Source organism: Falsiroseomonas sp., from assembly GCF_051860665.1.
GTDB lineage: Bacteria > Pseudomonadota > Alphaproteobacteria > Acetobacterales > Acetobacteraceae > Falsiroseomonas.
Genome location: NZ_JBHYDM010000001.1, coordinates 317,245 through 341,838 on the forward strand (window position 1 = coordinate 317,245; position 24,594 = coordinate 341,838).

Below are 24,594 nucleotides of genomic sequence, written 5' to 3' on the forward strand. Positions count from 1 at the left end.
CGGAGAGATTCCATGAAAATCACCTGGTTCGGGCACTCGGCCTATCGCCTGGAATTCGGCAAATCGGTCGTGCTGATCGACCCCTTCCTGACCGGCAACCCGGTCTTCCAGGGCGATGCCGAAGCCGCGAGCGCCGGCGCCACCCACATCCTGCTGACGCATGGCCATAGCGACCACATCGGCGACACGCTGGCGATCCACCAGCGCACCGGCGCCAAGGTGGTGGCGAATTTCGAGATCTGCATGTGGCTGGCCCGCCAGGGGCTGAAGGCCATGGACCCGATGAACACCGGCGGCACCACGCAGCAGGAGGATTTCGCCGTCACCCTGACCATCGCCTTCCATTCCTCGGCGCAGATGGACGAGAACGGCGTGACCCAGGACCTCGGCCTGCCCGGCGGGCTGGTGATCACGCCGAAGACGGCCGGCGAGCCGGTGATCTACCACATGGGCGATACCGAGGTGTTCGGCGACATGGCCCTGATCGGGGAGCTGCACAGCCCGACCGTGGCCATGGTCCCGGTGGGCGACCGCTTCACCATGGACGGCAAGCGCGGTGCCCTGGCCGTGAAGCGTTTCCTGCCCAGCGTCACCACCGCCATCCCCTGCCATTTCGGCACCTTCCCGATGATCGCGCCGGATGCCTCGGTCTTCGAACGTGAGATGGTGGGCGCCAAGGCGAAGGTGCTGGTGCCGGAGAAGGGCGTGGCCTTCACGCTGTAGCGATCGACGCCATCACCTCCTCCGCCAGGGCGAGGGAGGCGGTGAGGCCCGGGCTCTCGATGCCGAACAGGTTCACGAGCCCGGGGATCCCATGCACCGCCGGACCCTGGATGACGAAATCCTGGCCCGGCGCGCCCTGCGGCACCGTCTTGGGGCGGATGCCGGAATAGCCCGGCGCCAGCGCGCCATCCGGCAGGCCGGGCCACCAGCGGCGGATGCTGTCGTAGAACAGTTCTCCCCGCCGCGGATCCACATTGTAGTCGATGCGATCCACCCATTCGACGTCGGGCCCGAAGCGCGCCTGGCCGCCGAGGTCGATGGTCAGGTGCGTGCCCAGCCCGCCGGGCACCGGCACCGGGTAGATCAGCCGGCTGAAGGGCGACTTCATCGTCAGGCTGAAATAGTTGCCCTTGGCGTAGAAGGCGCCGGGGATGTGCGCCTCCGGCACGCCGGCGATGCGCCGCGCCAGGCCCGGCGCATGCAGGCCGGCGGAATTCACCAGCAGGTTGCAGGACAGCGCCATGGGCTCCGCCCCGCCCACCTCCAGCTCGATCCGCGCGCCCGCGACGCGGCCCTGCAGCACCGGGGCGTGGAAGGCGAACATGGCGCCCGCATCCTCGGCATCGCCCTGCAGCGCCAGCATATAGGCATGGCTGTCGATGATGCCGGTGGAGGGCGAGACCAGCGCGGCGGTGCAGGACAGGGACGGCTCGATGGCGCGCGCCTCGGCGCCCGAGATGAAGCGCAGGTCGTCCACGCCATTGGCGGCGGCGCGCTGGCGGATGCCCTCCAGCTGCTCGGCCTCCGCCTGGCTGGTGGCGACGATCAGCTTGCCGCAATTGCGATAGGGCACGCCGTGGCTGCGGCAGTATTCGTAGAGCTTCCACTTGCCGGCGACGCAGGTCTTCGCCATCAGGCTGCCGGCCTTGTAGTAGATGCCGGCGTGGATCACCTCCGAATTGCGGGAGGAGGTCTCGGTGCCGATGCCCTCCGCGGCGTCCAGCACCAGCACCTCCCGCCCCGCCTGGGCCAGCGCCCGGGCCACGGCGAGGCCGACGACGCCCGCCCCCACCACCACGCAATCCACCTGGTCCATGCTGTTCCCCCGAGGCTTTGGGGATGGGTATGGCAAAACGCGGCGGCGGGCGAGAGGGGCGCCGCGAGGCTGGCCAATCCGCCGCGGCGCGCGCAGAATCGGGGCCGGCTCCAAAGGGAGGATGTCCATGTCGTTCTTCGCACGCCGCCGCGGCACGGAGCTGCGGGCGGAGGCGGTCGCGCCCTCGCGCCGCCAGCTGCTGGCGCTCGGTTGCGCCTGTTGCACGGCACTCGCCGCGCCGGTCAGCCAGGCCGCGGCGCAGTCCCCGGCGGTGCAGCAGCACCTGGCCCTGGCCCGCGCCGCGGCGGGGGATGATTTGGCGCATCTGCTGCGGCTGGGCGAGGTCGCCTCCCCCACCCCCGGCCTGCGCCTGCCGACACCGGACGAGCAGCGCGCCCTGCCCACGCCGCCGCCGGCGCGCGCCTTCGACAACCTGGTCTTCCTCGGCAATCACTGGGTCAGCGCCTGGGCGCTGCTGACCTCGGACGGGATCATCGTGATCGACGGCATGGACCACGACGCCATGGCGGAGCGCGATATCGAGGGCGGGCTGCGCCGGATGGGGCTGGACCCCGCCCAGGTCAAGCTGATGATCGTGACGCATGGCCATGCCGACCATTACGGCGGCTGCGGCCATTTCACCCGCCGCTACGGCACCCGCGTGGTGATGAGCGAGACGGATTGGCAGATGCTGGAATCAGGCCGGCTGGAATTCGACCGGCCGGAGCTGGGCCGCCCGCCGCGCCGGGACATCTCGGTCAGCGATGGCAGCGAGGTGCGGCTGGGCGATACGGTGGTGCGCATCCTCTCCACCCCTGGACATACGCGCGGCACCATCTCGCCCATCATCGACCTGAAGCTGGGGGGTGCGACGCATCGCGCCCTGCTCTGGGGCGGCACCTCCTTCAACTTCGGCCGGCAGCCGGACCGCATTGCACGGCTGCAGAGCTATATCGACGGCACCGCCCGCGCCCGGCAGGTGGCAGGGGAGCAGGATATCGACGTCTTCCTCTCGAACCACAGCAGCTTCGACCTGGCCATCCCGCGACTGGAGCGGATGCAGGCGGGCGGGCCGAACCTTTTCGTCACCGGCGTGCCGGCGACGCAGCGGGCGCTCACCGTGATGCATGAATGCGCCCGGGCCACGATGGCGGCCTGGACGGCGTGAGGCTCACCCCTTCAGGCGCCGCCAGGCGGTGACCTGAAGGGCGGAGGCCCGCACATGCACCACCGCCGGCACGCTGCGCGGCGCCAGCGCCGCATCCAGCACCGGCGCGATGTCGGACTCGCTGGCGATGGTGAACCCCTCCGCCCCGAAGGCGCGGCCCCAGGCGGCGAAATCCGGGTTCACCAGGTCCGCCGCATCGGCGTAGTTGCGGCCGGGATAGCGGTTGGCGTGGTGCATGCCGATCGAGCCATAGGTGCGGTTGTCGGAGACCAGCAGCACCGGGGCCGCGCCATGGCGCATGGCCGTGGCGAGTTCATTGCCCGTCATCAGCGCGCCGCCATCGCCCGTCACAGCGATCACCTGCCGGCCCGGATGGCGGATGCTGGCGGCCACCGCCATCGGCATCCCTGCCCCCATGCCGCCCACGGCCGAGCCCAGGAAAATCTGCCCCGGGCGGAAGGGAATGTGGCGGTGCACGAAGCTGGTGAAGTTCCCGGCATCGGTGGTCAGCACCGCATCCGCCGTCATCCGCTCCGCCACCGCGATGCAGACGGCGGAGAAATTCACGCCATCCGGCGCCGGGTCCCAGCGCGGCGCCGTCAGGTCGCGATGCAGCCCGTGCAGCCGCGCGATCCAGGCGGCGCGGCCGGGGGGAGTCGGTGGCGTCTTGCGGGCGAGCAGCGCCTCCACCAGCAGGGCCGGGTCGCAGGCCATGGGAAGATCGGCCCGGAAGACGCGGTTGAGCTCGGAGGGGTCGGGCCAGACATGCACCAGCGGGATCTGCGGATCGGGCGCGGTCGGCCAGGTGTAGGACTGGCTGACCACATCGGTCATCCGCTCCCCCAGCGCCACCAGCAGATCGGCCTCGCGCAGTGCCGCCATCAGCGGCGGCTGCACGCGGTTGCCGATATAGCCGGCATAGTTGGGGTGGTGGCTGTCGAAGAGATGCGGGCGGCGATGCGTCGGCGCCACCGGCAGCGACCATTCCTCCGCCAGGCGCTTCAGCGCGGCCAGGGCCACCGGCGGGCCATCCATGGCGCCACCGACCAGCACCACCGGGCGCTGCGCGGCGGCGAGCCGCTTGGCGAGTTCCTCCACCTGCGCCGGCGCCGGGCCGGGCGTGGCGCGGATGCGCGGTTTCGCGAGGGGAATCTCGGTGGCGTCGTCGTCCAGCACATCCTCCGGCAGCACCACCGCCACCGGGCCAGGCGTGCCGGATTCGGCGAGGTGGAAGGCGCGCGCGATGGCCTCGCTGGCCTGCACGGCCATATCCACGGGAATCACGGCCTTCACCGTATCCGCCAGATATTTCTCGTAGTTCTGCTCCTGCAGCGCGCCACGGCCGCGGTCGCGGCGCTCCACCTGGCCGATCAAAAGCACCATCGGGATGGCGTCGTGAAAGGCCGTGTGCAGGCCGATCATCGCGTTCGAAACGCCGGGGCCGCGCGAGACCATGCAGACGCCGGCGCGCCCGGCCCGCATGCGGCCATCCGCCGCAGCCATATAGGCGGCACCGCCCTCGTGCCGGCACACCACCAGCTTCAGCGCCGGCACATCCACCAGCGCATCCGTCAGCCCGAGAAAACTCTCGCCCGGCACGCAGAACAAAAGGTCCACGCCATGCGCGGCGAGGCTTTCGGCCACCAGCCTTCCAACGCTGCGCGTCATTCGGCGGCGGCCTTCGTGGCGTTGCCGCGCCACACCGGCGTCAGCCAGTGGCGATACTTTTCGATCCTGCCCCGCACCGCGTCGTTGTAGAGCTGCTGCAGCTTGCGGGTGACCTCGCCCGGCGTGCCGTCGCCGATGTCGTAGTGGTCGATCGAGACCATCGGCAGCACTTCCGCGCCGCTGCCACAGAAAAAAGCCTCGTCGGCGACGTAGAGCTCGGAGCGGTCGACATCGCGCTCCACCACCTCCATGCCGAGTTCCTCCCGCGCCAGCTCCATCAGCGTTTCGCGCGTGATGGATTCGAGGATGTCGGCCGTGACGGGTGGGGTGATCAGCTTGCCGTGGCGGACGATCATGACGCAGGCGCCGGGGCCTTCCGCGACCTTGCCGGCGGCGTTCAGCATCACCGGCGGGCCCATGCCGTTCATCCGCGCCTCGATATAGGCGAGGCGGGAGTTGTGGTAGTTCGCGCCGGACTTGATGCGGGACGGCGAGGAGAGGTCGCTGTTGCGGCGCCAGGTGCTGACGGCGCTTTTCACGCCGGTCTCCAGAACCTTCTTGGACGGCATGGAGAAGGCCAGGATGAAGAAGCCGGTGCGGATTTCGCTGGGCAGGTAATGCGTCAGCTCGCCCTCCGCGAAATAGACCACGGGGCGGTAGTGGATCGTCTCCCGGTAGTTGCAGGCGCGGATGAGTTCGAGGCTCGCCGCCTCGATCTCGGCATCGGAATACGGAATGGTCATGCGCATGATGCGCGCGCCTTGCCGCAGCCGCGCGATGTGGTCGGCGTGGCGGAAGGTGAACAGCTCCTGCTGCTCCTCGTTCCAATAGGCGCGGATGCCTTCGAAGACATTCTCGCCGCGCAGAACGCATTCGGTGGAGATATGCATGGTGGCATTGGCCCAGGGCACCAGCTTGCCGTCGAGCCAGGCGTAGTCCGCCGCTTTGCTCATGGGGTGGTCTCCTCCGGATAGGTGATGTCGATCAGCAGATTGCCGTGGGTATCGCGCGTCACATGCGCATCGGGGCCGAGCACCACGGTGGATTCGCGTTCCTCCACCACGGCGGGGCCGGCGATGCGTTCGCCCACGGGCAGGCGGTAGCGGTCATAGACGGCGCAGGGGGCAAGGCCGGTGGCGGCGAACCACACCTTGCGATGCCCCTTCAGCGCAGGGCCTTCGCCCTTCGGCGGCGTGAAACCCTCGGGCACGGCGGGGCGGGATGCGGTGGCATGCAGGCGCCAGGACAGCACCTCCATCGCCACGCCCGTGATGCGGCGGTCAAACAGTCCAAAGTAGGTTTCGCGGAAGGCGTGCTCGACGGACTCGGCATCGGCCTGGCCGGGGATCGGCACGCTGATGTCGAAACCCTGGCCGGCGTAGCGCATGTCGGCGCTGCGGCGGAAGGTGACGTCGCCGGGTGCGGCGCCGGCATCCAGCAGCATGGCGCGCGCCTCCGCCTCCATTTCCGCGAATTTGGCCGTCACGCCGTCCCAGTCCACCGCGGTCAGCCGCTGCACGCCGGCCCGCACCAGGTCGATCGCCGGCGCGGCGACGAGAAAGCCCAGCGCGGAGGCGACGCCCGCACCCTGCGGCACGATCACCCGAGGAAGCTTCAGCAGCTTTGCCAATCCATAGGCATGCACCGGCCCGGCGCCGCCGAAGGCGAGCATGGCGTAGCGACGCGGGTCGCGACCCTTCTCCGCCACATACATGCGCGTGGCCGCCGCCATGTTCTCGTTGACGATGCTGTGGATGCCCGCCGCTACTTCCAGCGCGGTCATGCCGAGCTTCTGGCCGAGATGCGCCTCCATCGCCTGCTCCACCGCCGTCAGGTCCAGCGCCATCTCGCCGCCCAAAAAATACTCGGGGGAGAGATAGCCCAGCAGCAGGTCCGCATCCGTCACCGTGGGCTGCGTGCCGCCGCGCTTGTAGCAGACCGGTCCCGGCACGGAGCCCGCACTCTCCGGCCCCACATTCAACAAGCCCATCGCATTCACATGCGCGATGGAGCCGCCGCCGGCACCGATCTCGATCAGGTCGATCACCGGCACCTTGAGCGGCAGGCCGGAGCCCTTGCGGAACCGCCGCACCCGCGCCGCCTCGAAGGTCGAGGCATGCTCCGCCTCCCCCTTCTCGATCAGGCACATCTTGGCCGTCGTGCCGCCCATGTCGAAGGAGATCATGTCGGACACGCCGGCAATACGCCCATAGTGCATCGCGGCGGTGGCGCCGGCGGCGGGGCCGCTCTCGATCAGCTGCACGGGGTTGGCGCGCGCATAGGCCACCGAGGCGATGCCGCCGGCGGAAAGCATCAGATGCAGCGGTCCACCGAGGCCACGCCGCTGCAGCTCCGCCTCCAGGCTCGCGAGGTAGCGGTCCATCAGCGGCAGCACATAGGCGTTCACGCAGGCGGTGTTCGCGCGTTCGTATTCGCGGATTTCCGGCGCCACGTCGGAGGAGACCGTGACGGGCACGCCCGGCAGTTCCTCCGCCAATATGGCGCCAACGCGCCGTTCATGCGCGGGATCGAGGTAGCTGTGCAGAAGGCACACCGCCACCGCCTCAACCCCATCCGCCCGCAGGGCGCGCGCGGCGTCCCGCACCTCGGATTCGACCAGCGCGACCAGCTCTCGCCCGCGCGCATCGTGGCGCTGCGTCACCGCATGGCGGCGCGGCCGCGGCACCAGCGGCTCCGGCTTGTCGAGGAACAGGTCGTAGAGGTCGTAGCGCATCTCCCGCCCCATCTCGAGGCTGTCGCGAAAGCCGCGCGTGGTGATCAGGCCGATGCGCGCGCCCTTGCGCTCGATGACGGTGTTGGTCACCAGCGTCGTGCCATGCACCACCTGCCGCACATCGCCGATGGCGGCATCTGCTTCCGAGAGGATCCGGGCGATGCCTTCCAGGATCGCACGGCCGGGATCGTCCGGCGTGGTCAGCCGCTTGCCGGTCAGCACGCGGCCGCTGGCGTCATCCACCAGCACGAAATCGGTGAAAGTACCGCCAACATCGACACCGATGCGGAGTGGACCAGAAACATCACTCATTCAGGCTTGATCCCCGCCGTCGTCACCACGTCGCGCCAGCGCGCCGTCTCGCGCACCAGCATCGTCCGGAAGTCATCCGGCCCCATCTGCAGCCGCTCCAGCCCCAGCGCCGGCAGCCGCGCCTGCACCGTCTCCGTCGCCATGGACTTGTCGATCGCCTCGCGCAGCCGCGCCACTATCGGCGCCGGGATGCCGGCCGGGCCGAGCACGCCCCACCAGAAGCCCGCCACCAGATCCACGCCCTGCTCGCGCAGCGTCGGCACATCCGGCATCGCGGCCAGGCGCTGTTCCGCCGCCACGCCGATGACGCGCATCTGCCCGGCGGCGACCAGCGGCGCGGCGGTGGCCATCGCCTGGATCATCGCCTGCACCGTGCCGTTCATCACATCGGGCAGCGCCGCGCCGGTGCCGCGATAGGGCACATGCGTCACCTTCACGCCGCTTCGCATCTGCAAAAGCTCGATCATCAGATGCGTGCTGGTGGCGGTGCCACCCGATGCCACGTTCACCGCCTCCGGCCGCGCCCGCGCGGCTTCCAGCAGGTCGCGCGTCGTGCGGAAGGGCGAGCTGCTCGCCACCACCAGCAGCGCCGGCGCCACGCCCAGCGTCGCGATGGCCGAAAAATCACGCGCGGTGTCGAAGGCCACCGGCTGGTTGTTGGCCGCCTGCACGGCCGGAATCGTCGCCAGCGGCGTGTCGCCCAGCAGCAGCGTCAGCCCGTCCGGCGGGCTGCGCATCACCGCCTCCGCGCCGATCTGGCTGCCGGCGCCGGCGCGGTTCTCCACCACCACGGGCTGGCCCAGCTCCGCGCCCAGCGGCACCGCGAGCAAGCGGCCGAGCGTGTCGGAGCCGCCGCCCGGCGCGAAGGGCACGATCATCCGCAGCGGCCGCGTCGGCCAATTCGCCTGCGCGCGCGCCGCGAAGGGCGCAGCCGCAAAGGCCGCCGCCAGGGCGCGGCGGGTCAGCTTCGTTGTCATTGGTTTTTCCTCCCGTAGTCGCGTTGCGCCCCCTCGGGCGTGACGTAACCATCGGCGATGTCCCGCTGCACCGCCATCGGGTCCCGCAAGGCCGGGTCGCCATAGCCGCCGCCGCCGCCGAGATGCATGGTCAGCCGATCGCCCGGCGCCAACATGGTGCGCGACTTCGGATGCGGCTTGCGGCCATCCTGCAGCTGCACCAGCGCCGGCGCGCCCGCCTGCGCGCCATCCAGCCCGCCCGCCGGATGCTTCATGCGGTCCGAGATCAGGGAGAGCCGCACCGGCTGGTCGGTCATCACCTCCAGCTCGATCTCCTGCCCCAGCCCGCCGCGGAACTGCCCCGGCCCGCCGCTGTCGGGCAGCAGATCCTTGCGCCAGACGAGGATCGGGGCCGATGCCTCGAAGGCCTCGATGGAGCCGGAGCCGGAATTGGTCGGGAAGGCCGTGGTGTTCAGCCCGTCGCGCCCCTGCGTCGCGCCCATGCCGCCGCTGCCGAACAGCACCTGGCTGAACCGATCGCCGCGATCATCCTGCCCCGTATAGACCGGCCGCGGCGCCGGCGAGGCGCTGTCCGCCACCACCAGCTGCGGCGCGATCTGCGCGAGACACTTGTAGAGCGCGCCGGACAGGAACAGCCCCGTCAGGTGCCGCGCATTCACCGCCGCCGGCCAGCGCGGATTGAGGATGCTGCCCTCCGGCGCCGTCACGCCAATGGCGCGATAGCTGCCCTCGTTCCGCGGCGTCATCGGGTCCAGCGCGCATTTCAGCGGATAGACGGTATAGGCGTAGGTGTAGTTCATCACGCTGTTCAGCCCGCGCGCGATCTGCGGGGAGGTGCCGGCGTAATCCACGCTGAGACTGTCGCCGGCGATGGTCACCGCGCATTGGATGCGCGTCTCGGCCTCCTCATAGCCATCCGCGAAGACCGTGCCGTGCCAGGTGCCATCCGGCAGCGCCGCGATCGCCTGCCGCATCGCGCCATCCGCGCGCGCCTGCAACGTCGCCGACAGCGCCGTGAGATCCGCGAGGCCCGTATCGCCCAGAAACTCCACCACGCGCCGCGCACACACCGTAATCGCCGTGATCTGCGCCTGGATATCGCCCATCACCTGGTCCGGCACGCGCACATTGCCGCGGATGAAGCGCACCACCTCCCGGTTCTCACGCCCCTCCACCAGGAATTTCGTCGGCGGAATCCGCAGACCTTCCTCAAACACCTCCGTGCAGTCGGCCGACCACAAAGTGCCGCCGATATCCGGCATATGCGAGGTGGCCCCCGCGAAAGCCACCAGCTTGCCCTGATGGAACACCGGCATCGCCGTGGTGATGTCCAGCAGATGCCCCGTGCCCATCCACGGGTCATTGGTCATCAGCACATCGCCCGGCCGCAATTCCTCCAGCGGATATTCCGCCAGCATGTGCTTCAGCGTGCGCGGCAGCAGCCCGACGAAACTCGGAATGCCGATGGAATTCTCCGCCAGGCTGTTGCCCTCGGCATCCATCAGCACCGTCGCGAAATCGTTCGACTCACGGACGATGGTGGAAAACGAGGTCCGCAGCAGCGCCGCCGCCGCCTCATCGGCGATCGAGATCAGCCGGCTCCACAGGATCTGCAGCGTGACAGGATCGAAGTGCATCTTTTCGAATGGCTCCAGCCGAGGCTCGCAGTCTGACCCCGGCTTGGCGCACCCGGTAGCAACCCTTTAGGGTGCCGAGCCATGAGCCTACCTCAAGGCGTCTCCGGCCTTCCCCTGCAGGCGCTCCGCGTCTTCGACGCCGCCGCGCGCCACCTCAACATGGCCCGCGCCGCGGAAGAACTCGGCGTGACGCAGGGCGCCATCAGCCGGCAGATCAAATCCCTGGAAGACCAGCTGGCCGAAACCCTGTTCCTGCGCGGCCCCCGCGGCCTGAAACTCACCGAGGCCGGGGACCTGCTGGCCGACTACGTCCGCCGCGGCCTGGAACAACTCGAAGCCGGCCTGTTCCGCATCGGCCAACCCCGCTCCCGCACCACCCTGGTGGTCAATGCCGCCCGCACCTTCGCCATGCGCGTGCTCGCGCCCCGCATCGCGGACTTCACCCGCGCCCATCCCTGGATCGAACTGCGCCTCGAAACCCACCGCTACTTCGCCCAACTCCACGGCGCCGATGTCGACGTCGCCATCCGCGCCGGCACCGGCGACTGGCCCGGCCACGTCGTGCGCCCCCTCACCCGCGAAGTGCTCTTCCCCGTCTGCGCACCCCACTACCTGCCCGCCGGCACCGCCGCCGCCACCGCCATCCCCCAATCCACCCTGCTGCACTACGCCGAACGACCGCACTGGCGGGACTGGCTGACCGCCGCAGGACTGGACCCCGCCCTCGCCACCCCCGGCCCCCGCTTCGACGAAACCGCCCTGACGCTGGCCGCCGCCGAAGCCGGCCAAGGCCTCGCCGTCGCCTGGGGCATCCTCGTCGCCGACGCCATCCAGGCCGGCCGCCTGATCCGCCCCTTCCCCCACACCCTCGACGACGGCACCGGCTACCACCTGGTGATGACCGAACTCGCCTCCCGCCGCTCCACCGTCCACACCTTCTGCACCTGGCTCCAAACCGCCCTCACGCCTCGGCCGGACTGACGCGGCGGTTGCGGGTGGGCTTTGTGGGGCGGGTGGCTTTGCAAGGGGGCTTTGCCCCCCTGCACCCCCCACCAGGAGGCAGTGGCCTCCTGGACCACGGGACCTTTGAGCAGGATTGGAGAGGGGGCCGAAGCGACCGCATCACCAGCGGTTCCGCTGGCCCCCTCTCCAATCCTGCTCATGATTCAAGGGTTCCAAGGGGCCACTGCCCCTTGGCGGGAGGGTGCAGGGAGGGCGGAGCCCTCCTTGCATCGCGCCCTCACCCCACCACGCCCCACCCTGCAACGGCCCTCGTTCAGCCGGGCCGTGGTGTGTTGGCGGTTGCGGTGCTGGGCAGCAGGTGGTGGTGGAAGGTGGTGGTGATGGCGAGGGTGCAGATCAGGCCGATGGTGGCGTAGAGGGTGGTGGCCTGGGTGAAGCCGAGCCAGGCGATGGCGGGGCCGGACAGGACCAGGCCGATGGGCAGGCCGTAGACGGCCAGCATGCGCAGTCCCATGACGCGGCCGCGGTAGGGTTCGTCCGCGCAGCGCAGCAGGATGACGGACATCGGCACCATGGCGAAGGATTGGGTGAAGCCGATCAGCGTCATCAGGGTCATGCCGGGGATCGGGTCCCGGATCTGGGCGAAGAGCATCAGCATGGGGAACCAGGCGAGGCAGGACAGCACCATGCTGCGGGCGGGTTTCAGGGCGGCGCCGCGGGCGATGACGACGCAGGTGCCGGCGAGCGCGCCGCCCGCGAAGCAGGCGACGAGGGTGCCGAGGCCGCTTTGGTCCATGCCGTAGATTTCGCGGGCGACGTAGGGCAGCAGGCCGCCGGTGGTGGGAAAGGCGGCCAGGTTGACCAGGAAGGCCAGCAGCATGGTGGCGAGGAGCGGTGGGTTGCCGCGCACATGGGCGAAGCCGTCGCGCAGGTCGCGCCAGGGGGAGGTGCGGGCGACGGGGATGCGGTCCGGCGTGGCGACGCCCAACGTCCGGGCCAGGCTGAACAGGTAGAGGCCGGTGACGACCAGGTAGGTGGGGCCGAGGCCGAGGGTGGCGACCAGTCCGGCCCCGGCCAGGGCGCCGGCGATGCGCGCGGAATCGGCGCTGCTGCGGGAGATGCCCATGGCCTGGGTCATCAGCGGCGGTGGCATGGTGGCGGCGATCAGGGCGCTGCGCAGGCCGAGGTCGGAGGGGCGCACCAGCCCCATCAGGGTGGCGATGACGAGGACCTGCGGGGCGCCGAGCGTGCCGGTCAGGGCCATGGCGGCGATGACGGCGGCCTGGGCGGCGTAGAAGCCGCGCATGGCGGAGAGGAGTTGGCGATGCCCGATGCGGTCGCCGGCCACGCCGAACATCGGGGCGATCAGCGTGCCGAGATATTGCAGGGCGGCAAAGGCGGTGAGCCAGACGACGGAGCCGGTTTCCGCCAGGACGAACCAGCCGAGCACCAGGGTTTCCACCTCGAAGGCCCAGGAGGTGGCGAGGTCGGCCGGGAATTGCCGCCGGAAGCCCGGCTGCCGGAAGGGCGCGAGGGGCTTCACGCGCTGCGGGGCTCCCGCCTCGTCACCTGGTTCGTTTCCTCCGATTCGCCACGAGTATGGGCGAATGGCGGAGGCGCGCCAGGGGCGGGGTCAGCCGCCCAGGAAGTCGCGGATGGCGGTGTCGTAGTGGCCCTCGCGCTGCCAGCGCCTCGTGCTGGCGGAATCGGGCAGGCCTTGCAGGTCCTTCGGCGCGGTGCCGTCGCGCAGCGCCTTCAGCGTGTCGTGCACGGCCTGCATGGCGGCGGGAAAGGTGGCGTGGCCTTGCAGGGCGATGCGGGCGCCGTGGCGGGCAAGGTCGGCGGCACCGCCGAGGCCGGGCTTGGCGCTGCCGACCAGGATCGGCAGTTGGGTCGCCTCGCGCAGCGCGTCGAGCTGGGCGAGGTCCGTCAGGCCGGTAACGAAGATGCCGTCGGCGCCGGCCTCGGCATAGGCCCTGGCGCGGGTCACGGCGTCCTCGGTGCCGGTGACGGACAGCGCCGAGGTCCGGGCGATGATGACCAGGCTGGGGTCGGTGCGGGCAGCCAGCGCCGCGCGGATCTTGCCGAGGCCTTCGGCGAGGGGCAGCAGTTCGGTGCGGTCCGGGCCGAAGGGGCGCGGCAGCAGCGTATCCTCGATGGTCAGTGCGGCGACGCCGGCGGTCTCCAGCTCCTCGACGGTGCGCATGACGGAGAGGGCGTTGCCGTAGCCGTGGTCGGCATCGACCAGCAGGGGCGGCGCGCCGGCGCGGGTGATGCGGCGGATGAGGTCGGCGAATTCGGTCAGCGTCAGGATGATGTGGTCGGGCGCGCCGAGCACGGCCAGCGAGGCGACGGAGCCGCCGAGGATGGCGGTCTCGAAGCCGAGATCGGCGGCGATGCGGCCGGAGATGGCGTCGAAGACGCTGGCGGGGTGGAGGCAGGCGGTGCCGGAAAGCACGGCTCGAAAAGCCTGTCGCCGCTCGGTCGCAGTCATGGGGTCAGTCCTGTTGCGTTTCCGCCAACAGGGTAGCGCGCCGCCGGGTGGCTGACAGCCCACCCGGCGGCGCCCTTCCCGCCCGGCCCGCACAGGCGGCGCCGGGCGGCGTTACGTCACCCCCGGGGTTTCAGCCCTGGCCGGCCAGCGGCAGCGCGACGAAGGCATTGCCGGAGTCGCGGGTGATCTGCAGGGCGATGGCGGGGCGGCCTTCGCGGCGGGCGGCGGCCACGGCCTCCGTCACGTCGCGCGGGCTGTTCACCAACCGGTCGCCGGCGCGCAGGATGATGTCGCCCGCGCGCATGCCGCGGGCTTCCGCCACGCTGCCGGGATCGACGGCGGCCACCTGAACGCCCTGCGCCGCGTCCTGGCGCTGCGCCTGCGCGCCGCCCTTGCTGTTGCCGCCCGCGCTGGCGCTGCCGCGCGGGGCCAGGCGCAGGCCGAGCGAGCCCGGGCGCGCGGCCTCGGGGCGGGCCTCGGCCTGCTGCTGCGGCTGTTCGCGCAGGCCGACCGTCACCGCCTGTTCGGTGCGGGTGCCGTCGCGCAGCAGGGCGAGGGTGGCGCGGCTGTTCGGCTCCATCTCCGCCACGGCCAGCGCCAGGTCGCGCGGGCTCGTGATCTCCCGCCCATCCAGGCCCACCACCACGTCGCCGGCGCGCAGGCCCGCGCGGGCGGCCGGGCTGTCCGGCTCCACATTCGCGACCAGGGCGCCGTGCTGGTTGGGCAGGCGCAGCGCGGAGGCCAGCTCGCTGTCGATCGGCTGCATCGCAACCCCCAGCCAGCCGCGGGCCACCACGCCATCCCGCTGCAGATCGGCGATCACGTGCCGCGCCATGCGGGAGGGGACGGCGAAGCCGATGCCGACATTGCCGCCGCCCGGCGCGTAGATGGCGGTATTGATGCCCACCACCTCGCCATTGCCGTTGAACAGCGGGCCGCCGGAATTGCCGGGGTTGATCGGCGCATCCGTCTGGATGAAGTCGTCATAGGGCCCGGCGCCGATCTGCCGGCCGCGGGCGGAGACGATGCCCGCGGTGACGGATCCGCCGAGGCCGAAGGGATTGCCCATGGCGACCACCCAGTCGCCGATGCGGGTGGCGTCGCTGTCGCCCCAGGCGACGGTGGGCAGCGGGCCGCCGGCTTCCACCTTCAGCAGCGCCAGGTCGGTCTGCTGGTCGCGGCCGACCACGCGGGCCGGCAGGTCGCGGCCATCGGCCAGTTCGACGCGGACGCTGGCGGCATCGCCGACCACATGGTTGTTGGTGACGATGAAGCCCCCGGCATCGATGATGAAGCCGCTGCCCTGGCCCATGCGGACGCGGCCCTGGGGCGCCTGCTGCGGGGCGCCCCCCTGCTGCGAACCGGGGCGCTGCTGCTGCTGGAAGCGGCGGAAGAAGGGTTCCATCGGCGTGCCGCGCAGCTCGGGCGGCACCTCCGCCAGGGCGGCGGCCGGCGCCTCCCCGGTCACGGTCACGCGCACCACGGCCGGCGCCACGCGGGCGGCGAGGTCGCCGAAGCCGGCGGGGCCGGCCTGGCGCGGCAGGGTGATGGCGGTCTCCGCCGCGGGGGACTGGGCGTGGCCGGCGAAGGGCAGCGCGGTCAGCGCGCTGGTGCCCAGCGCGAGGGACAGCAGCCCGGCGGCCAGGATTTTGCGCGAGCGGGGCAGCTTGGTCAGGGTGTTGCTCATGGCGTGGTCCTCTGCGATGCGGGGTTGGCCCGTAGTGGCGATCTAAGGGGCCCGGATCACGGCCAGCTCGCGGCTGGGCTACCATTTCGTAAGGTTCGAGGAGGCCCGGCTTGCGGATCCTGCTGGTGGAGGATGATGCCGGCACGGCGGCGGAGGTGGCGCGCGGCCTGACCGGGGCGGGGCATCTGGTGAACCATGTCGCGGATGGCCGCGCCGGGCTGATGGAGGCGATCGGCGGCGGCTATGACGTGCTGGTGGTGGACCGCATGCTGCCGAGCCTGGATGGCCTCGGCCTGGTGCGTGCGCTGCGCGCCGCCGGGGTGGCGACGCCAGCCCTGATGCTGACCGCCCGCGCCGGCCTGGGCGACCGGGTGGAGGGGCTGGACGCCGGCGCCGATGACTATCTGGCGAAGCCCTTCGCCTTCTCCGAGCTGCTGGCGCGGGTGCATGCGCTGGGCCGCCGCCCGGCGCTGCAGGCCGAGCCTTCGGTGCTGCGCGTGGCCGACCTGGAGATGGACCTGCTGCGCCGCAGCGTGACCCGCGCCGGCCAGCGGATCGAGCTGCAGCCGCGCGAATTCCGCCTGCTGGAGGTGCTGCTGCGCCAGGCCGGGCGCGTGGTGACGCGGAACATGCTGCTGGAGCAGGTCTGGGACATCCATTTCGACCCGCGCACCAGCGTGGTGGAGACCCATATCAGCCGCCTGCGCGCCAAGCTGGGGGAGCCCGCCTTGATCCATACGCTGCGCGGCGCCGGCTACCTGGCCCGCGCCCCCGATGCCTGAGGCCCCTCTGCCTGCGGAACGGCCGACGCGCTGGTGGGCCACCACCGGCTTCCGCATCACCCTGCTGCACCTGGCGCTGACGCTGGGCGGCACGGTGCTGCTGGCCGGCATCGGCTTCTGGGCTTCCTCCCGCTTCGCCGTGCAGCAGATCCAGGCGGAGATCGAGCGCGATGCCGGCGTGCTGCTGAATGCCGGAAGGCTGGGCGGCCCCACCTCCATCGCCCTGTCGATCGAGGCGCGGATCGCCGCCGATCGCAGCGGCACGCAGTATTTCCTGCTGTCCGGCCCGGATGGCGGGCGGATGGCGGGCAATCTGGCGGCGGCGCCGCGCAGCGCCGGCTGGGCGACCATGGCGCTCGATTCCTCCGCCGCGGATAGCGTGCTGCTGGCACTCGGCACACCCCTGCCCGCCGGCCACTTCCTGCTGGTCGGCCGCGACCTGGCCCCGGTGCGGGAGCTGGAGGCGCAGCTGCTGGGCGCCGCCGGCTGGGTTGGCGGGGCGGCGCTGCTGCTGGCACTCGCCGGCGGGCTGGTGGTGGGGCGCAGCGTGGTGCGCCGCGCCGCGCAGATGGAGCGCGCCTTGGCGGAGGTGGAGCAGGGCCGGCTCGGCACGCGGCTGGCGGCCCGGCCCGGCGGCGACGAGTTCGACCGCCTGGCGCGCCGCGTGAATGCCACGCTGGACCGCCTTGCCGCCACCATGACGGCGTTGCGCCAGGTGACGGATGACATCGCGCATGACCTGCGCACGCCCCTCACCCGCCTGCGCCAGCGGCTGGAGGCGCTGGAGGGGCCGGAGGCCGAGGCGGCGGTGGCCGAATGCGACCGCATCCTGGATATTTTCGCCGCCTTGCTGCGCATCGCCCAGATCGAAAGCGGCGCCCGGCGCGCGGCCTTTTCGCAGATCGACCTGACCGCGGTGATGGAGACGGTGGCGGAGCTTTATGCGAGCGCCGCCGCCGAGCGCGGCCAGGCGCTGGAGACGGACCTCGCCCCGGGCGTGGCGATGCAGGGCGACCGCGAATTGCTGACGCAGATGCTGTCGAACCTGGTGGAGAATGCGATCCGTCATGGGCGGCAGGAGGGGCGCCTGGCGCTGGCGCTGCGGCCGGGACCCGAGATCACTGTGACCGATGACGGTCCCGGCATCCCGGATGCCCAGAAACCGCTGGTCTTCCGCCGCTTCCACCGGCTGGACGCGGCGCGCAGCAGCCCGGGCGCCGGGCTCGGCCTGGCGCTGGTCGCCGCGGTGGCGGAGCTGCATGGGCTGGCGGTGACGCTGGAGGATGCCGGGGCCACCCCCGGCCCCGGGCTGCGGGTGCGGCTCAGCGGGGAGAGCCCCCACCCGGCCGCTCCGCGGCCACCCTCCACCGCCTTGCGGGAGAGGGAAGGCTAGGCGGCGACCTTGGGCAGGATGCGCCACTTGGCCTCGGCCCAGTCGAAATACAGCGTCCGCGCCTTCTGGCAGAGCGGCCCCGGCTGCATGTGCCGGCCCTGCCAGTTCGAACACGGCAGCACCTTGCCGTAGTTGCCGGTCGAAAAAATCTCGTCCGCCGTGTCCAGTTCCTCGGGCTTCACGGCGCGTTCCTCCACCGTCACGCCGGCCTCGCGCAGCAGGGCGATGACGCGGCCGCGGGTGATGCCGGCCAGGAAGGTGCCGTTGACCGCCGGAGTGATCACCTTGCCGTCCTTGGCGAACATCAGGTTCGCATGGGCGAATTCCGCCACATGGCCGATCGGGTCGCAGACCACCGCGGCCTCGAAGCCCTTCTCATGCGCGAAGGCGGCGGCGCGGGACCCGTTGGGGTAGAGGCAGGCGGCCTTGGCATCGGTGGGCGCCTGGTCCGGCGCCGGGCGGCGCTGCGGCGCCAGGCAGGCGGAGAAGCCTTTGTATTCCGGCAGCGGGCTGTCGTAGATCGCCAGGATGAAATCCGTGCTGTCCGGGTCCGGCCGGGCGGCGCCCAGCCCCTTGCGGACGAAGAACATGGGGCGGATGTAGAGCTCCGCCTTCGGGCCCATGCGGCGGATGCCCTCCCGGCACAGCTCCTCGATCTGGGCGGCCGTCATGGTCGGCTTCATCAGCATGTTCTGGGCGGAGCGGACGGCGCGGGCGCAATGCAGGTCGAGGTCCGGCGCCACGCCGCCGAAGGACCGGCCGCCGTCGAAGATCACGCTGCCGAGCCAGAAGGCATGGTCCATGGGGCCGATCACCTTCGGCTCCTCGGTCGACCAGTTTCCGGCATACCAGTAGACGCCCGCCATGGCGGCAGCCCCTTCTTTTCACGTTCCTGCCCCCAGCAATGGCACGTCCGGGGGGACGGTTGAAGGGGGCGCCGCCCGCGCCTAGGGTGCCGCCAGGGACACCGGCTTCGGGGGGAACATATGACGATCCATTTCGTCGTCCATGATGAGGGCGACAGCGTGGGCGTGGTGGTGGTGGAGGGCCTGAAGGCCGGCACCAAGCTGAACGGCTGGATCATGGACCAGGACAAGATGATGGAGTTCGACGCCAGGTCGGACATCCCGATCGGCCACAAGCTGGCGATCCGGTCCATCGCCAAGGGCGACACCATCCTGAAATACGGCACGGATATCGGCCGCGCGGTGGCCGATATCGGCGCCGGCGAGCATCTGCACGTGCACAACGTCAAGACCAAGCGCTGGTAGGGGAACGGAACCGATGGGCCTGAACCTGAGGGATGCCAGCTTCGAAGGCTGGCGGCGCGAGAATGGCCGGATGGGCGTGCGCAACCACGTCATCATCCTGCCGGTGGACGATCTTTCGAACGCGGCCGCCGAGGCGGTGGCGAACAACATCAAGGGCGCGCTGGCGATTCCGCATGCCTATGGCCGGCTGCAATTCGGCGCCGACCTCGACCTGCATTTTCGCACGCTGATCGGCACCGGCACCAACCCGAACGTCGCGGGCGTGGTGGTCATCGGCATCGAGCCCGGCTGGACCGGCAGGATCGTCGAGGGCATCGCGAAATCCGGCAAGCCGGTGGAGGGTTTCGCCATCGAGCAGAATGGCGACATCAACACCATCGCCAGCGCCTCCCGCGCCGCCTATCGGCTGGTGAAGCATGCCTCGAAGCTGAAGAAGACCAGGGCGCCGCTGGTGGAGCTCTGGGTCTCCACGAAATGCGGCGAGAGCGACACCACCTCCGGCCTCGCCTCCTGCCCCACCGTCGGCAATTCCTATGACAAGCTCTGGGCCAACGGGAACACCCTGGTCTTCGGCGAGACCAGCGAGATCACCGGCGGCGAGCACCTGGTGGCGGCGCGCTGCAAGACGCCGGAGATCCGCAACCAGTTCATGGCGATGTTCGACCGCTACCAGCGGGTGATCGAGGCGAACAAGACCAACGACCTGTCCGACAGCCAGCCGACCAAGGGCAATATCGAGGGTGGCCTGACCACCATCGAGGAGAAGGCGCTCGGCAATATCACCAAGATCGGCAAGAAGTGCACGGTCGATGGCGTGCTGGACAAGGCCGAGGTGCCGACGCATGCCGGGCTGTGGTTCATGGATTCGTCCAGCGCCGCGGCCGAGATGGTGACGCTCTGCGCAGCCTCCGGCTTCGCCGTGCACACCTTCCCGACCGGCCAGGGCAATGTCATCGGCAATCCGATCCTGCCGGTCATCAAGCTCACGGCCAATCCGCGCACGCAGCGCACCATGTCCGAGCATATCGACGTGGATGTGACCGGCCTGCTGCAGAAGCAGATGAACATGGACGAGGCGGGCGAGGCGCTGCTGGACTGCATCCTGCGCACCGCGGATGGCGAGCTGACGGCGGCCGAGCTGCTCGGCCATCGCGAGTTCAGCCTGACGCGGCTCTACGAAAGCGCCTGAAACCGAGGCGCGCCCGGCGCATCCTGCGGATGTGTCGGGCGCGAAAGGCGGCGCAACTGGGTGAATTGGGGCGGCAATGTCGGGGCGGGACAAGGGGGGGTCGAAACGCCCAACCTGAAGGAGCCGCCAGGATGATCCGCACCCCCTTCCTCGCCGCCGCCGCCCTCGCCGCCCTGGTCGCCGCGGCCCCGGCCCATGCCACAATCCAGGCCAACGGCGTCGCGCAGAATGGCGTGACCCTGAACGGCCTTGCCTTCAACGGAAGCGGGCTCAACGGTCTCAGCTGGAACGGCCTCACGCCGAATGGCATGCGGATGAACGGCCTCGGCTGGAACGGCCTGGAATCGCAGGGCCTGCGCCAGAACGGCACCACCGCGGAGAGCGCCGCGCCCGTGCTCCAGGACATCACCCTTCCCTCCGGCCTGGTGCTGCAGGCCCGCTGAGGACGCCGCCATGCGCCGGATCCTGCCGCTGCTGCTCGCCCCGGCCATGCCGGCGGCGGCGCAGACCCGGCTGCGGCGATCTGCGCGCCGACCTCTCGGATGGCAGCCATCTGCGCGGCGCCGACCTCCTCGGCGCCGTGCTGCGCTTCGAGGGGCTGGAGTTGCGCCTGGACACGGCGCGGCGCGATGCCGCGGTGCCGCGCCGGGGCGGCGGCCAGGCGGAGGATGTCTGGCTCTTCGGCCTCAGCGCGCGTGGCGCCGCGGGCGATCCCTGGCAGCCCTTCTGCACCCCCGATCCGCAGGGCGAGAGCCTGGCCATGCCCTATCCCGATGCGCCGGGCAGGCTGAACTTCACCTGCTCCTCCGGCGCGATCGGCAAATGCATCCGCTTTGGCGACCGGCCCTGGGCGCGGCTCTCCGATGGCCGCTCCCTCGCCCCCTTCCACGCCGCCTGCATCCATATGCTGCGCGCCGCCTATGGTGGGGCGGAGCGCGCCTGGACGCGGGATGGCATGTCGATCGACCTCTATGACCGGGTCGGCATCCAGCAGCCCGCCAACGAACCAGGCCAGGCCTTCGAGGCCGGCTGGACGCCGGAAGGCGCCACCTGCCTCGCGCATGTGCGGGTGCCGGAGAATGGCGCGCTGGCGGATGTGCTGGCGGCGCATCCGCGCCTCGCCGGGCGCAGCGGCCCGGACCGCTGCACGGAGGACGCCGCCCTGGCGCAGGGCGCGCTGCTGCTGAACCGGTCCCGCCGCGAATAGCCAGGAGGGGCGGCCGCGCCCTGTCCCTCACCCGCCGCCGGGCTATACCCGCGGCATGACGCCCGCCATTTTTGCAGACCTGCGGCACCGCCATGCCGAGCCGCACCGCGCCTGGCACGACTGGGCGCGCATCTCCGGCCTGCTGGCCATGGCGGAGGAGGTCTCGCACGCCCTGGCGGACAAGCCGGCCTTCATCCTGGCCATCCTGTTCCACACCGCCGTCTTCGACCGCGCCAATCCCGAGGCCGAGGCCGAAAGCCTGCGCGTGCTGCACCGCCACCTCGGCCGCAGCCTGCCGAAGCCCATGCTGGCGCGGGCGGAGGCGCTGATCCACGCCGTGCTGCGCCAGGAACTGCCGGAGACGGAAGACCCCGGCCTGCGCGCCGATGCCGCCCTGCTGCTCGACATGGACCAGGCGGTGCTGGGCGAGCCCGCGGCGCGCTTCGCGGCCTATGAGGCGGCGATCCGCCGCGAGTATGCGCACCTGGCGGCGGACCGCTACCGCGCCGGGCGCATCGCCGCGCTGCAGATGCTGCTGTGGCGCGACCGCATCTACCACACCGACCGCTTCCACCTGGCGCGGGAGAAGCGCGCCCGCGGCAATATCGCGGCGCGACTGCGTGACCTGGAGGCGGGCCAAGTATTGTAGAAGTAAATTTTCTTGCATAGGCTACGCTCACCCCTTCGTGAGCGGCTCTGCAAATGGCCTACCCCATCGTCTCGGTCGGCTCCCAGTTCCTGGATATCGAGGAGGGCGAGAGCGGAAGCCGTTTCCTGACTTTTACAGTCCTTCTCTCCGCAGTCGCAACCGAAGAAGTGACAATTGCTTATGCCACCGCCAATCTGGGCGCGACGGCGGGGGTGGATTACGAGGCACAGAGCGGCGTGCTGCGCTTCGCGCCGGGCGAAACGTCCCGCACCGTCGCCATCCGGATCCTGGGCGATACGGCCTATGAGGCGGATGAGAATTTTTCCTTCACCCTGCGGCAGCCCGGCGGGCCGGCGGCGCTTTCCACCACCGCGAACTTCGCCATCGGCACCATCCTGAACGAGGATGCGCCGCCGCTGCCCACGGTGGCCTTCGACGGAGCCTGGCCGGAGATCCTGGAAGGCGATGCCGGGCGCAGCCTGGTGGGCTTCACCGTCCGCCTCTCCGCCGCCGCCACCAGCCCGGTGACCGTCGCCTATTCCACCGCCGATGGCGGGGCCCTCGCCGGCGCGGATTACGAGGCGCAGTCGGGCCGCCTGGTCTTTGCCGTGGGCGAGACCGCGAAGACCATCTTCGTGGCGGTGCTGGGCGACCGGGTCTATGAGCCGAACGAATCCTTCTTCCTGCGGCTGGATGGCGTCACCGGCGGCGCCGTGCTGGCCAATCGCGGCACCGTCTCCATCCCCACCATCCTGAACGACGATGCCCCGCTTCTGCCCATCGTCACGCTGACGCCAGCCTATCCGGAGGTGGTGGAAGGCGATGCCGGGCAGATGGGCCTGATCTTCACGGTGCGGCTTTCCGCCGCGGCGACCCAGCCCGTCCGCGTCACCTATTCCACCGCGGATGCGGGGGCGACGGCGGGGCTCGACTACCTGGCCAGCAGCGGCACCCTGGCCTTCGCCATCGGCGAGACCGAGAAGACCTTCAGCCTCGCCATCCTGGGCGACCTGATCTACGAGGCGGATGAGAGCTTCTTCGTCCAGCTGGACAGCGTCCAGGGTGGCGCCGTGCTGGCCAATGCGGGCACCGCGACGGTCGCCACCATCATGGATGACGACCTGCCCGGGCGGACCAACCTCTCGGTCATCCCGCAGCTGACGGAGATGGCGGAGGGCAACGGCGCCGGCGTCTCGGTCCTCACCTATCTCGTCACCCGCAGCGGCGATCTCTCGGGCACCAGCACGGTGGATTGGGCGGTGCGCGGCAGCGGCGCGCGGCCGGCGGATGCGGCGGATTTCTGGGGCGGCCTCCTGCCCTCGGGCCGCCTCTCCTTCGCGGCGGGGGAGGCGGAGAAGCTGGTCAAGGTCCGCGTCCAGCGCGATGCACTGCCGGAGGCGGATGAGGGCTTCACCCTGTCCCTGTCCCGCCCGATCGGCGCCGGCATCGCCAGCGGGCAGGCGGGCGGCGTGATCCGCAACGACGATGCACCACGGGGCACCCTGGCGATCGCGGGCGAGATCACCGATCGCGACGAGGGCACCGGCGATGGTGTCAGCGTCTTCACCTACCGGCTGACCCGCACGGGCGATCTGTCGGAGACGATGCAGGCCGCCTGGTCCGTCGCCGGCGCCGGCCTCGACCCGGCGGAGGCGGCGGATTTCCTGGGCGGGGTATGGCCCGGCGGGGTCGTCACCTTCGCCGCCGGCGAGGCGGAGCAGACCATCAAGGTCCGGGTGCTGCGGGAGGCGGCGCAGGAAGGCGACGAGTCCTTCGTCGTCACCCTTGCGCCGCCCGCGGTTCCGGGCATCCGCGTCGTCAACGGGGTGGCCGGCGGCATCATTCGCGACGACGACACGCCAAGGGTCAGCTTCGCGCTGACCACGGATGTCGTGGACCGCACCGAGGGCACGGGTGCCGGCGTCAGCGTCTTCTCCTACACCATCATCCGCAGCGGCGATCTCTCCGGCACCTCGCATCTCGACTGGGTCGTTGAGGGACACCCCCTGGCCGATACGGCCGATGCCGCCGATTTCCTTGGCGGCGTGCTGCCCGGCGGCCGCGTGACCTTCGCGGCGGGCGAGGCGGAGCAGGTCATCAAGGTGCGGGTGCTGCGGGATGCCGAGGTGGAGCCCGATTCCTACTTCCGGCTGCTGGCGAAGGAGGCGGGCAGCCCCTTCGCCCATTCCCTGTCCGCCCTCGGCGTGATCCGCGACGACGACGCGCCGCGCGGCAGCCTCTCCCTCACCGCCGAGGTCGCCGACCGCAGCGAGGGCAACGGCAGCGGCGTCAGCGTCTTTTCCTACACCGTCACCCGCGGCGGCGATCTGGCGGGCGCGGCGCAGGTGGGCTGGTCGGTGCGCGGCCATGGCACGGCGGCGGCGGATGCCGCGGATTTCCTCGGCGGCGTAGTGCCGGGCGGCAGCATCGGCTTCGCCGCCGGGCAGGCGGAGCAGCTGATCAAGATCCGCGTGCTGCGCGATGCGGCGCATGAGGCGGATGAGGGCTTCGCCGTCACCCTGCAAAGCCCCTCCGCCGGCCTCGCCATCCTGGAGGGCACGGCCTTCGGCACCATCCGCAACGACGACCCGGCGCCCAGCCTCGCCACGCTGTCCGACCACATGCTGATCGCGTAGCGACCCGG

General features: G+C 70.8%; 21 protein-coding genes. 11 read left to right on the plus strand and 10 right to left on the minus strand.

Translation table 11 applies throughout. From position 1 onward, the window contains the following. The first annotated feature begins 12 nt into the window (after positions 1–12). Positions 13–723 (plus strand): metal-dependent hydrolase, encoded by a 711-nt coding sequence (locus ACTIF1_RS01400; protein ID WP_439594573.1) that lies wholly within the window; start codon positions 13–15, stop codon positions 721–723. Here ACTIF1_RS01400 and ACTIF1_RS01405 read toward each other — a convergent pair. Beyond that, positions 713–1,819: an NAD(P)/FAD-dependent oxidoreductase gene (locus tag ACTIF1_RS01405; RefSeq protein WP_439594574.1), complete on the minus strand. Its 1,107-nt coding sequence runs from the start codon at positions 1,817–1,819 to the stop codon at positions 713–715. The two genes, ACTIF1_RS01400 and ACTIF1_RS01405, sit on opposite strands and share 11 nt — an antisense overlap. Positions 1,820–1,946: 127 nt before the next feature. Here ACTIF1_RS01405 and ACTIF1_RS01410 point away from each other — a divergent pair, with 127 nt between their 5' ends. After that, the gene (locus ACTIF1_RS01410) at positions 1,947–2,987 is read left to right on the plus strand and encodes an MBL fold metallo-hydrolase (RefSeq protein ID WP_439594575.1); all 1,041 of its coding nucleotides are present in this window, start codon (positions 1,947–1,949) and stop codon (positions 2,985–2,987) included. A 3-nt stretch (positions 2,988–2,990) separates the two neighbouring features. On the opposite strand, the gene ACTIF1_RS01415 is transcribed toward ACTIF1_RS01410, so the two are convergent. Genes ACTIF1_RS01415 through ACTIF1_RS01435 form a run of 5 tightly spaced genes read right to left on the minus strand, consistent with a single transcriptional unit; the run spans position 2,991 to position 10,315 of the window. Then, entirely contained in the window at positions 2,991–4,655 is a 1,665-nt protein-coding gene (locus ACTIF1_RS01415) for a thiamine pyrophosphate-binding protein (protein WP_439594576.1), read from the minus strand. Then, positions 4,652–5,608: a branched-chain amino acid transaminase gene (locus ACTIF1_RS01420; protein WP_439594577.1), complete on the minus strand. Its 957-nt coding sequence runs from the start codon at positions 5,606–5,608 to the stop codon at positions 4,652–4,654. The genes ACTIF1_RS01415 and ACTIF1_RS01420 overlap by 4 nt, the downstream gene beginning before the upstream one ends. Continuing rightward, entirely contained in the window at positions 5,605–7,701 is a 2,097-nt protein-coding gene (locus ACTIF1_RS01425) for a hydantoinase/oxoprolinase family protein (RefSeq protein ID WP_439594578.1), read from the minus strand. The genes ACTIF1_RS01420 and ACTIF1_RS01425 overlap by 4 nt, the downstream gene beginning before the upstream one ends. Beyond that, entirely contained in the window at positions 7,698–8,678 is a 981-nt protein-coding gene (locus ACTIF1_RS01430; RefSeq protein ID WP_439594579.1) for a Bug family tripartite tricarboxylate transporter substrate binding protein, read from the minus strand. The genes ACTIF1_RS01425 and ACTIF1_RS01430 overlap by 4 nt, the downstream gene beginning before the upstream one ends. Beyond that, a complete protein-coding gene (locus ACTIF1_RS01435; RefSeq protein ID WP_439594580.1) occupies positions 8,675–10,315 on the minus strand; it encodes a hydantoinase B/oxoprolinase family protein in 1,641 nt (546 codons plus the stop codon). The genes ACTIF1_RS01430 and ACTIF1_RS01435 overlap by 4 nt, the downstream gene beginning before the upstream one ends. An 81-nt stretch (positions 10,316–10,396) precedes the next feature. Here ACTIF1_RS01435 and ACTIF1_RS01440 point away from each other — a divergent pair, with 81 nt between their 5' ends. Then, positions 10,397–11,296 (plus strand): LysR substrate-binding domain-containing protein, encoded by a 900-nt coding sequence (locus ACTIF1_RS01440; RefSeq protein WP_439594581.1) that lies wholly within the window; start codon positions 10,397–10,399, stop codon positions 11,294–11,296. A 295-nt stretch (positions 11,297–11,591) separates the two neighbouring features. Here the strand turns inward: ACTIF1_RS01440 and ACTIF1_RS01445 are convergent, their stop codons facing one another. The 3 genes from ACTIF1_RS01445 to ACTIF1_RS01455 form a co-directional block, all read right to left on the minus strand. After that, positions 11,592–12,821: an MFS transporter gene (locus ACTIF1_RS01445; protein ID WP_439594582.1), complete on the minus strand. Its 1,230-nt coding sequence runs from the start codon at positions 12,819–12,821 to the stop codon at positions 11,592–11,594. 90 nt (positions 12,822–12,911) lie between these two features. Continuing rightward, complete coding sequence (locus ACTIF1_RS01450) at positions 12,912–13,772, minus strand: isocitrate lyase/PEP mutase family protein (RefSeq protein WP_439594583.1); 861 nt, start codon at positions 13,770–13,772, stop codon at positions 12,912–12,914. A 130-nt stretch (positions 13,773–13,902) separates the two neighbouring features. Then, positions 13,903–15,459, minus strand: coding sequence for a Do family serine endopeptidase (locus ACTIF1_RS01455; RefSeq protein WP_439594584.1), 1,557 nt, complete (start codon positions 15,457–15,459; stop codon positions 13,903–13,905). A gap of 110 nt (positions 15,460–15,569) precedes the next feature. Here ACTIF1_RS01455 and ACTIF1_RS01460 point away from each other — a divergent pair, with 110 nt between their 5' ends. Both ACTIF1_RS01460 and ACTIF1_RS01465 read left to right on the plus strand, forming a co-directional pair. Next, the gene (locus tag ACTIF1_RS01460; protein WP_439594585.1) at positions 15,570–16,241 is read left to right on the plus strand and encodes a winged helix-turn-helix domain-containing protein; all 672 of its coding nucleotides are present in this window, start codon (positions 15,570–15,572) and stop codon (positions 16,239–16,241) included. Continuing rightward, the gene (locus ACTIF1_RS01465; RefSeq protein WP_439594586.1) at positions 16,234–17,634 is read left to right on the plus strand and encodes a sensor histidine kinase; all 1,401 of its coding nucleotides are present in this window, start codon (positions 16,234–16,236) and stop codon (positions 17,632–17,634) included. The genes ACTIF1_RS01460 and ACTIF1_RS01465 overlap by 8 nt, the downstream gene beginning before the upstream one ends. Here ACTIF1_RS01465 and ACTIF1_RS01470 read toward each other — a convergent pair. Beyond that, positions 17,631–18,500 (minus strand): branched-chain amino acid aminotransferase, encoded by an 870-nt coding sequence (locus ACTIF1_RS01470; RefSeq protein ID WP_439594587.1) that lies wholly within the window; start codon positions 18,498–18,500, stop codon positions 17,631–17,633. The genes ACTIF1_RS01465 and ACTIF1_RS01470 overlap by 4 nt on opposite strands. Positions 18,501–18,620: 120 nt before the next feature. Between ACTIF1_RS01470 and ACTIF1_RS01475 the strand changes: the two genes are divergently transcribed. The 6 genes from ACTIF1_RS01475 (at position 18,621) to ACTIF1_RS01500 (ending at position 24,586) form a co-directional block, all read left to right on the plus strand. Further along, positions 18,621–18,905 carry a UxaA family hydrolase gene (locus tag ACTIF1_RS01475; protein ID WP_439594588.1) on the plus strand — a complete coding sequence of 95 codons (285 nt, stop codon included), beginning with the start codon at positions 18,621–18,623 and terminating at the stop codon, positions 18,903–18,905. Between the two features lie 13 nt (positions 18,906–18,918). Further along, complete coding sequence (locus ACTIF1_RS01480) at positions 18,919–20,094, plus strand: UxaA family hydrolase (RefSeq protein WP_439594589.1); 1,176 nt, start codon at positions 18,919–18,921, stop codon at positions 20,092–20,094. Positions 20,095–20,225: 131 nt separating this feature from the next. Continuing rightward, positions 20,226–20,537, plus strand: a complete 312-nt coding sequence (locus tag ACTIF1_RS01485) for a hypothetical protein (RefSeq protein ID WP_439594590.1) — start codon at positions 20,226–20,228, stop codon at positions 20,535–20,537. Between the two features lie 110 nt (positions 20,538–20,647). Then, positions 20,648–21,301 carry an ADYC domain-containing protein gene (locus ACTIF1_RS01490; RefSeq protein ID WP_439594659.1) on the plus strand — a complete coding sequence of 218 codons (654 nt, stop codon included), beginning with the start codon at positions 20,648–20,650 and terminating at the stop codon, positions 21,299–21,301. 55 nt (positions 21,302–21,356) lie between these two features. Beyond that, on the plus strand, positions 21,357–21,950 hold the full coding sequence (locus ACTIF1_RS01495) for an HD domain-containing protein (protein WP_439594591.1): 594 nt from the start codon (positions 21,357–21,359) through the stop codon (positions 21,948–21,950). A gap of 53 nt (positions 21,951–22,003) precedes the next feature. Beyond that, positions 22,004–24,586: a Calx-beta domain-containing protein gene (locus ACTIF1_RS01500; RefSeq protein ID WP_439594592.1), complete on the plus strand. Its 2,583-nt coding sequence runs from the start codon at positions 22,004–22,006 to the stop codon at positions 24,584–24,586. The last annotated feature ends 8 nt before the right edge of the window (positions 24,587–24,594 follow it).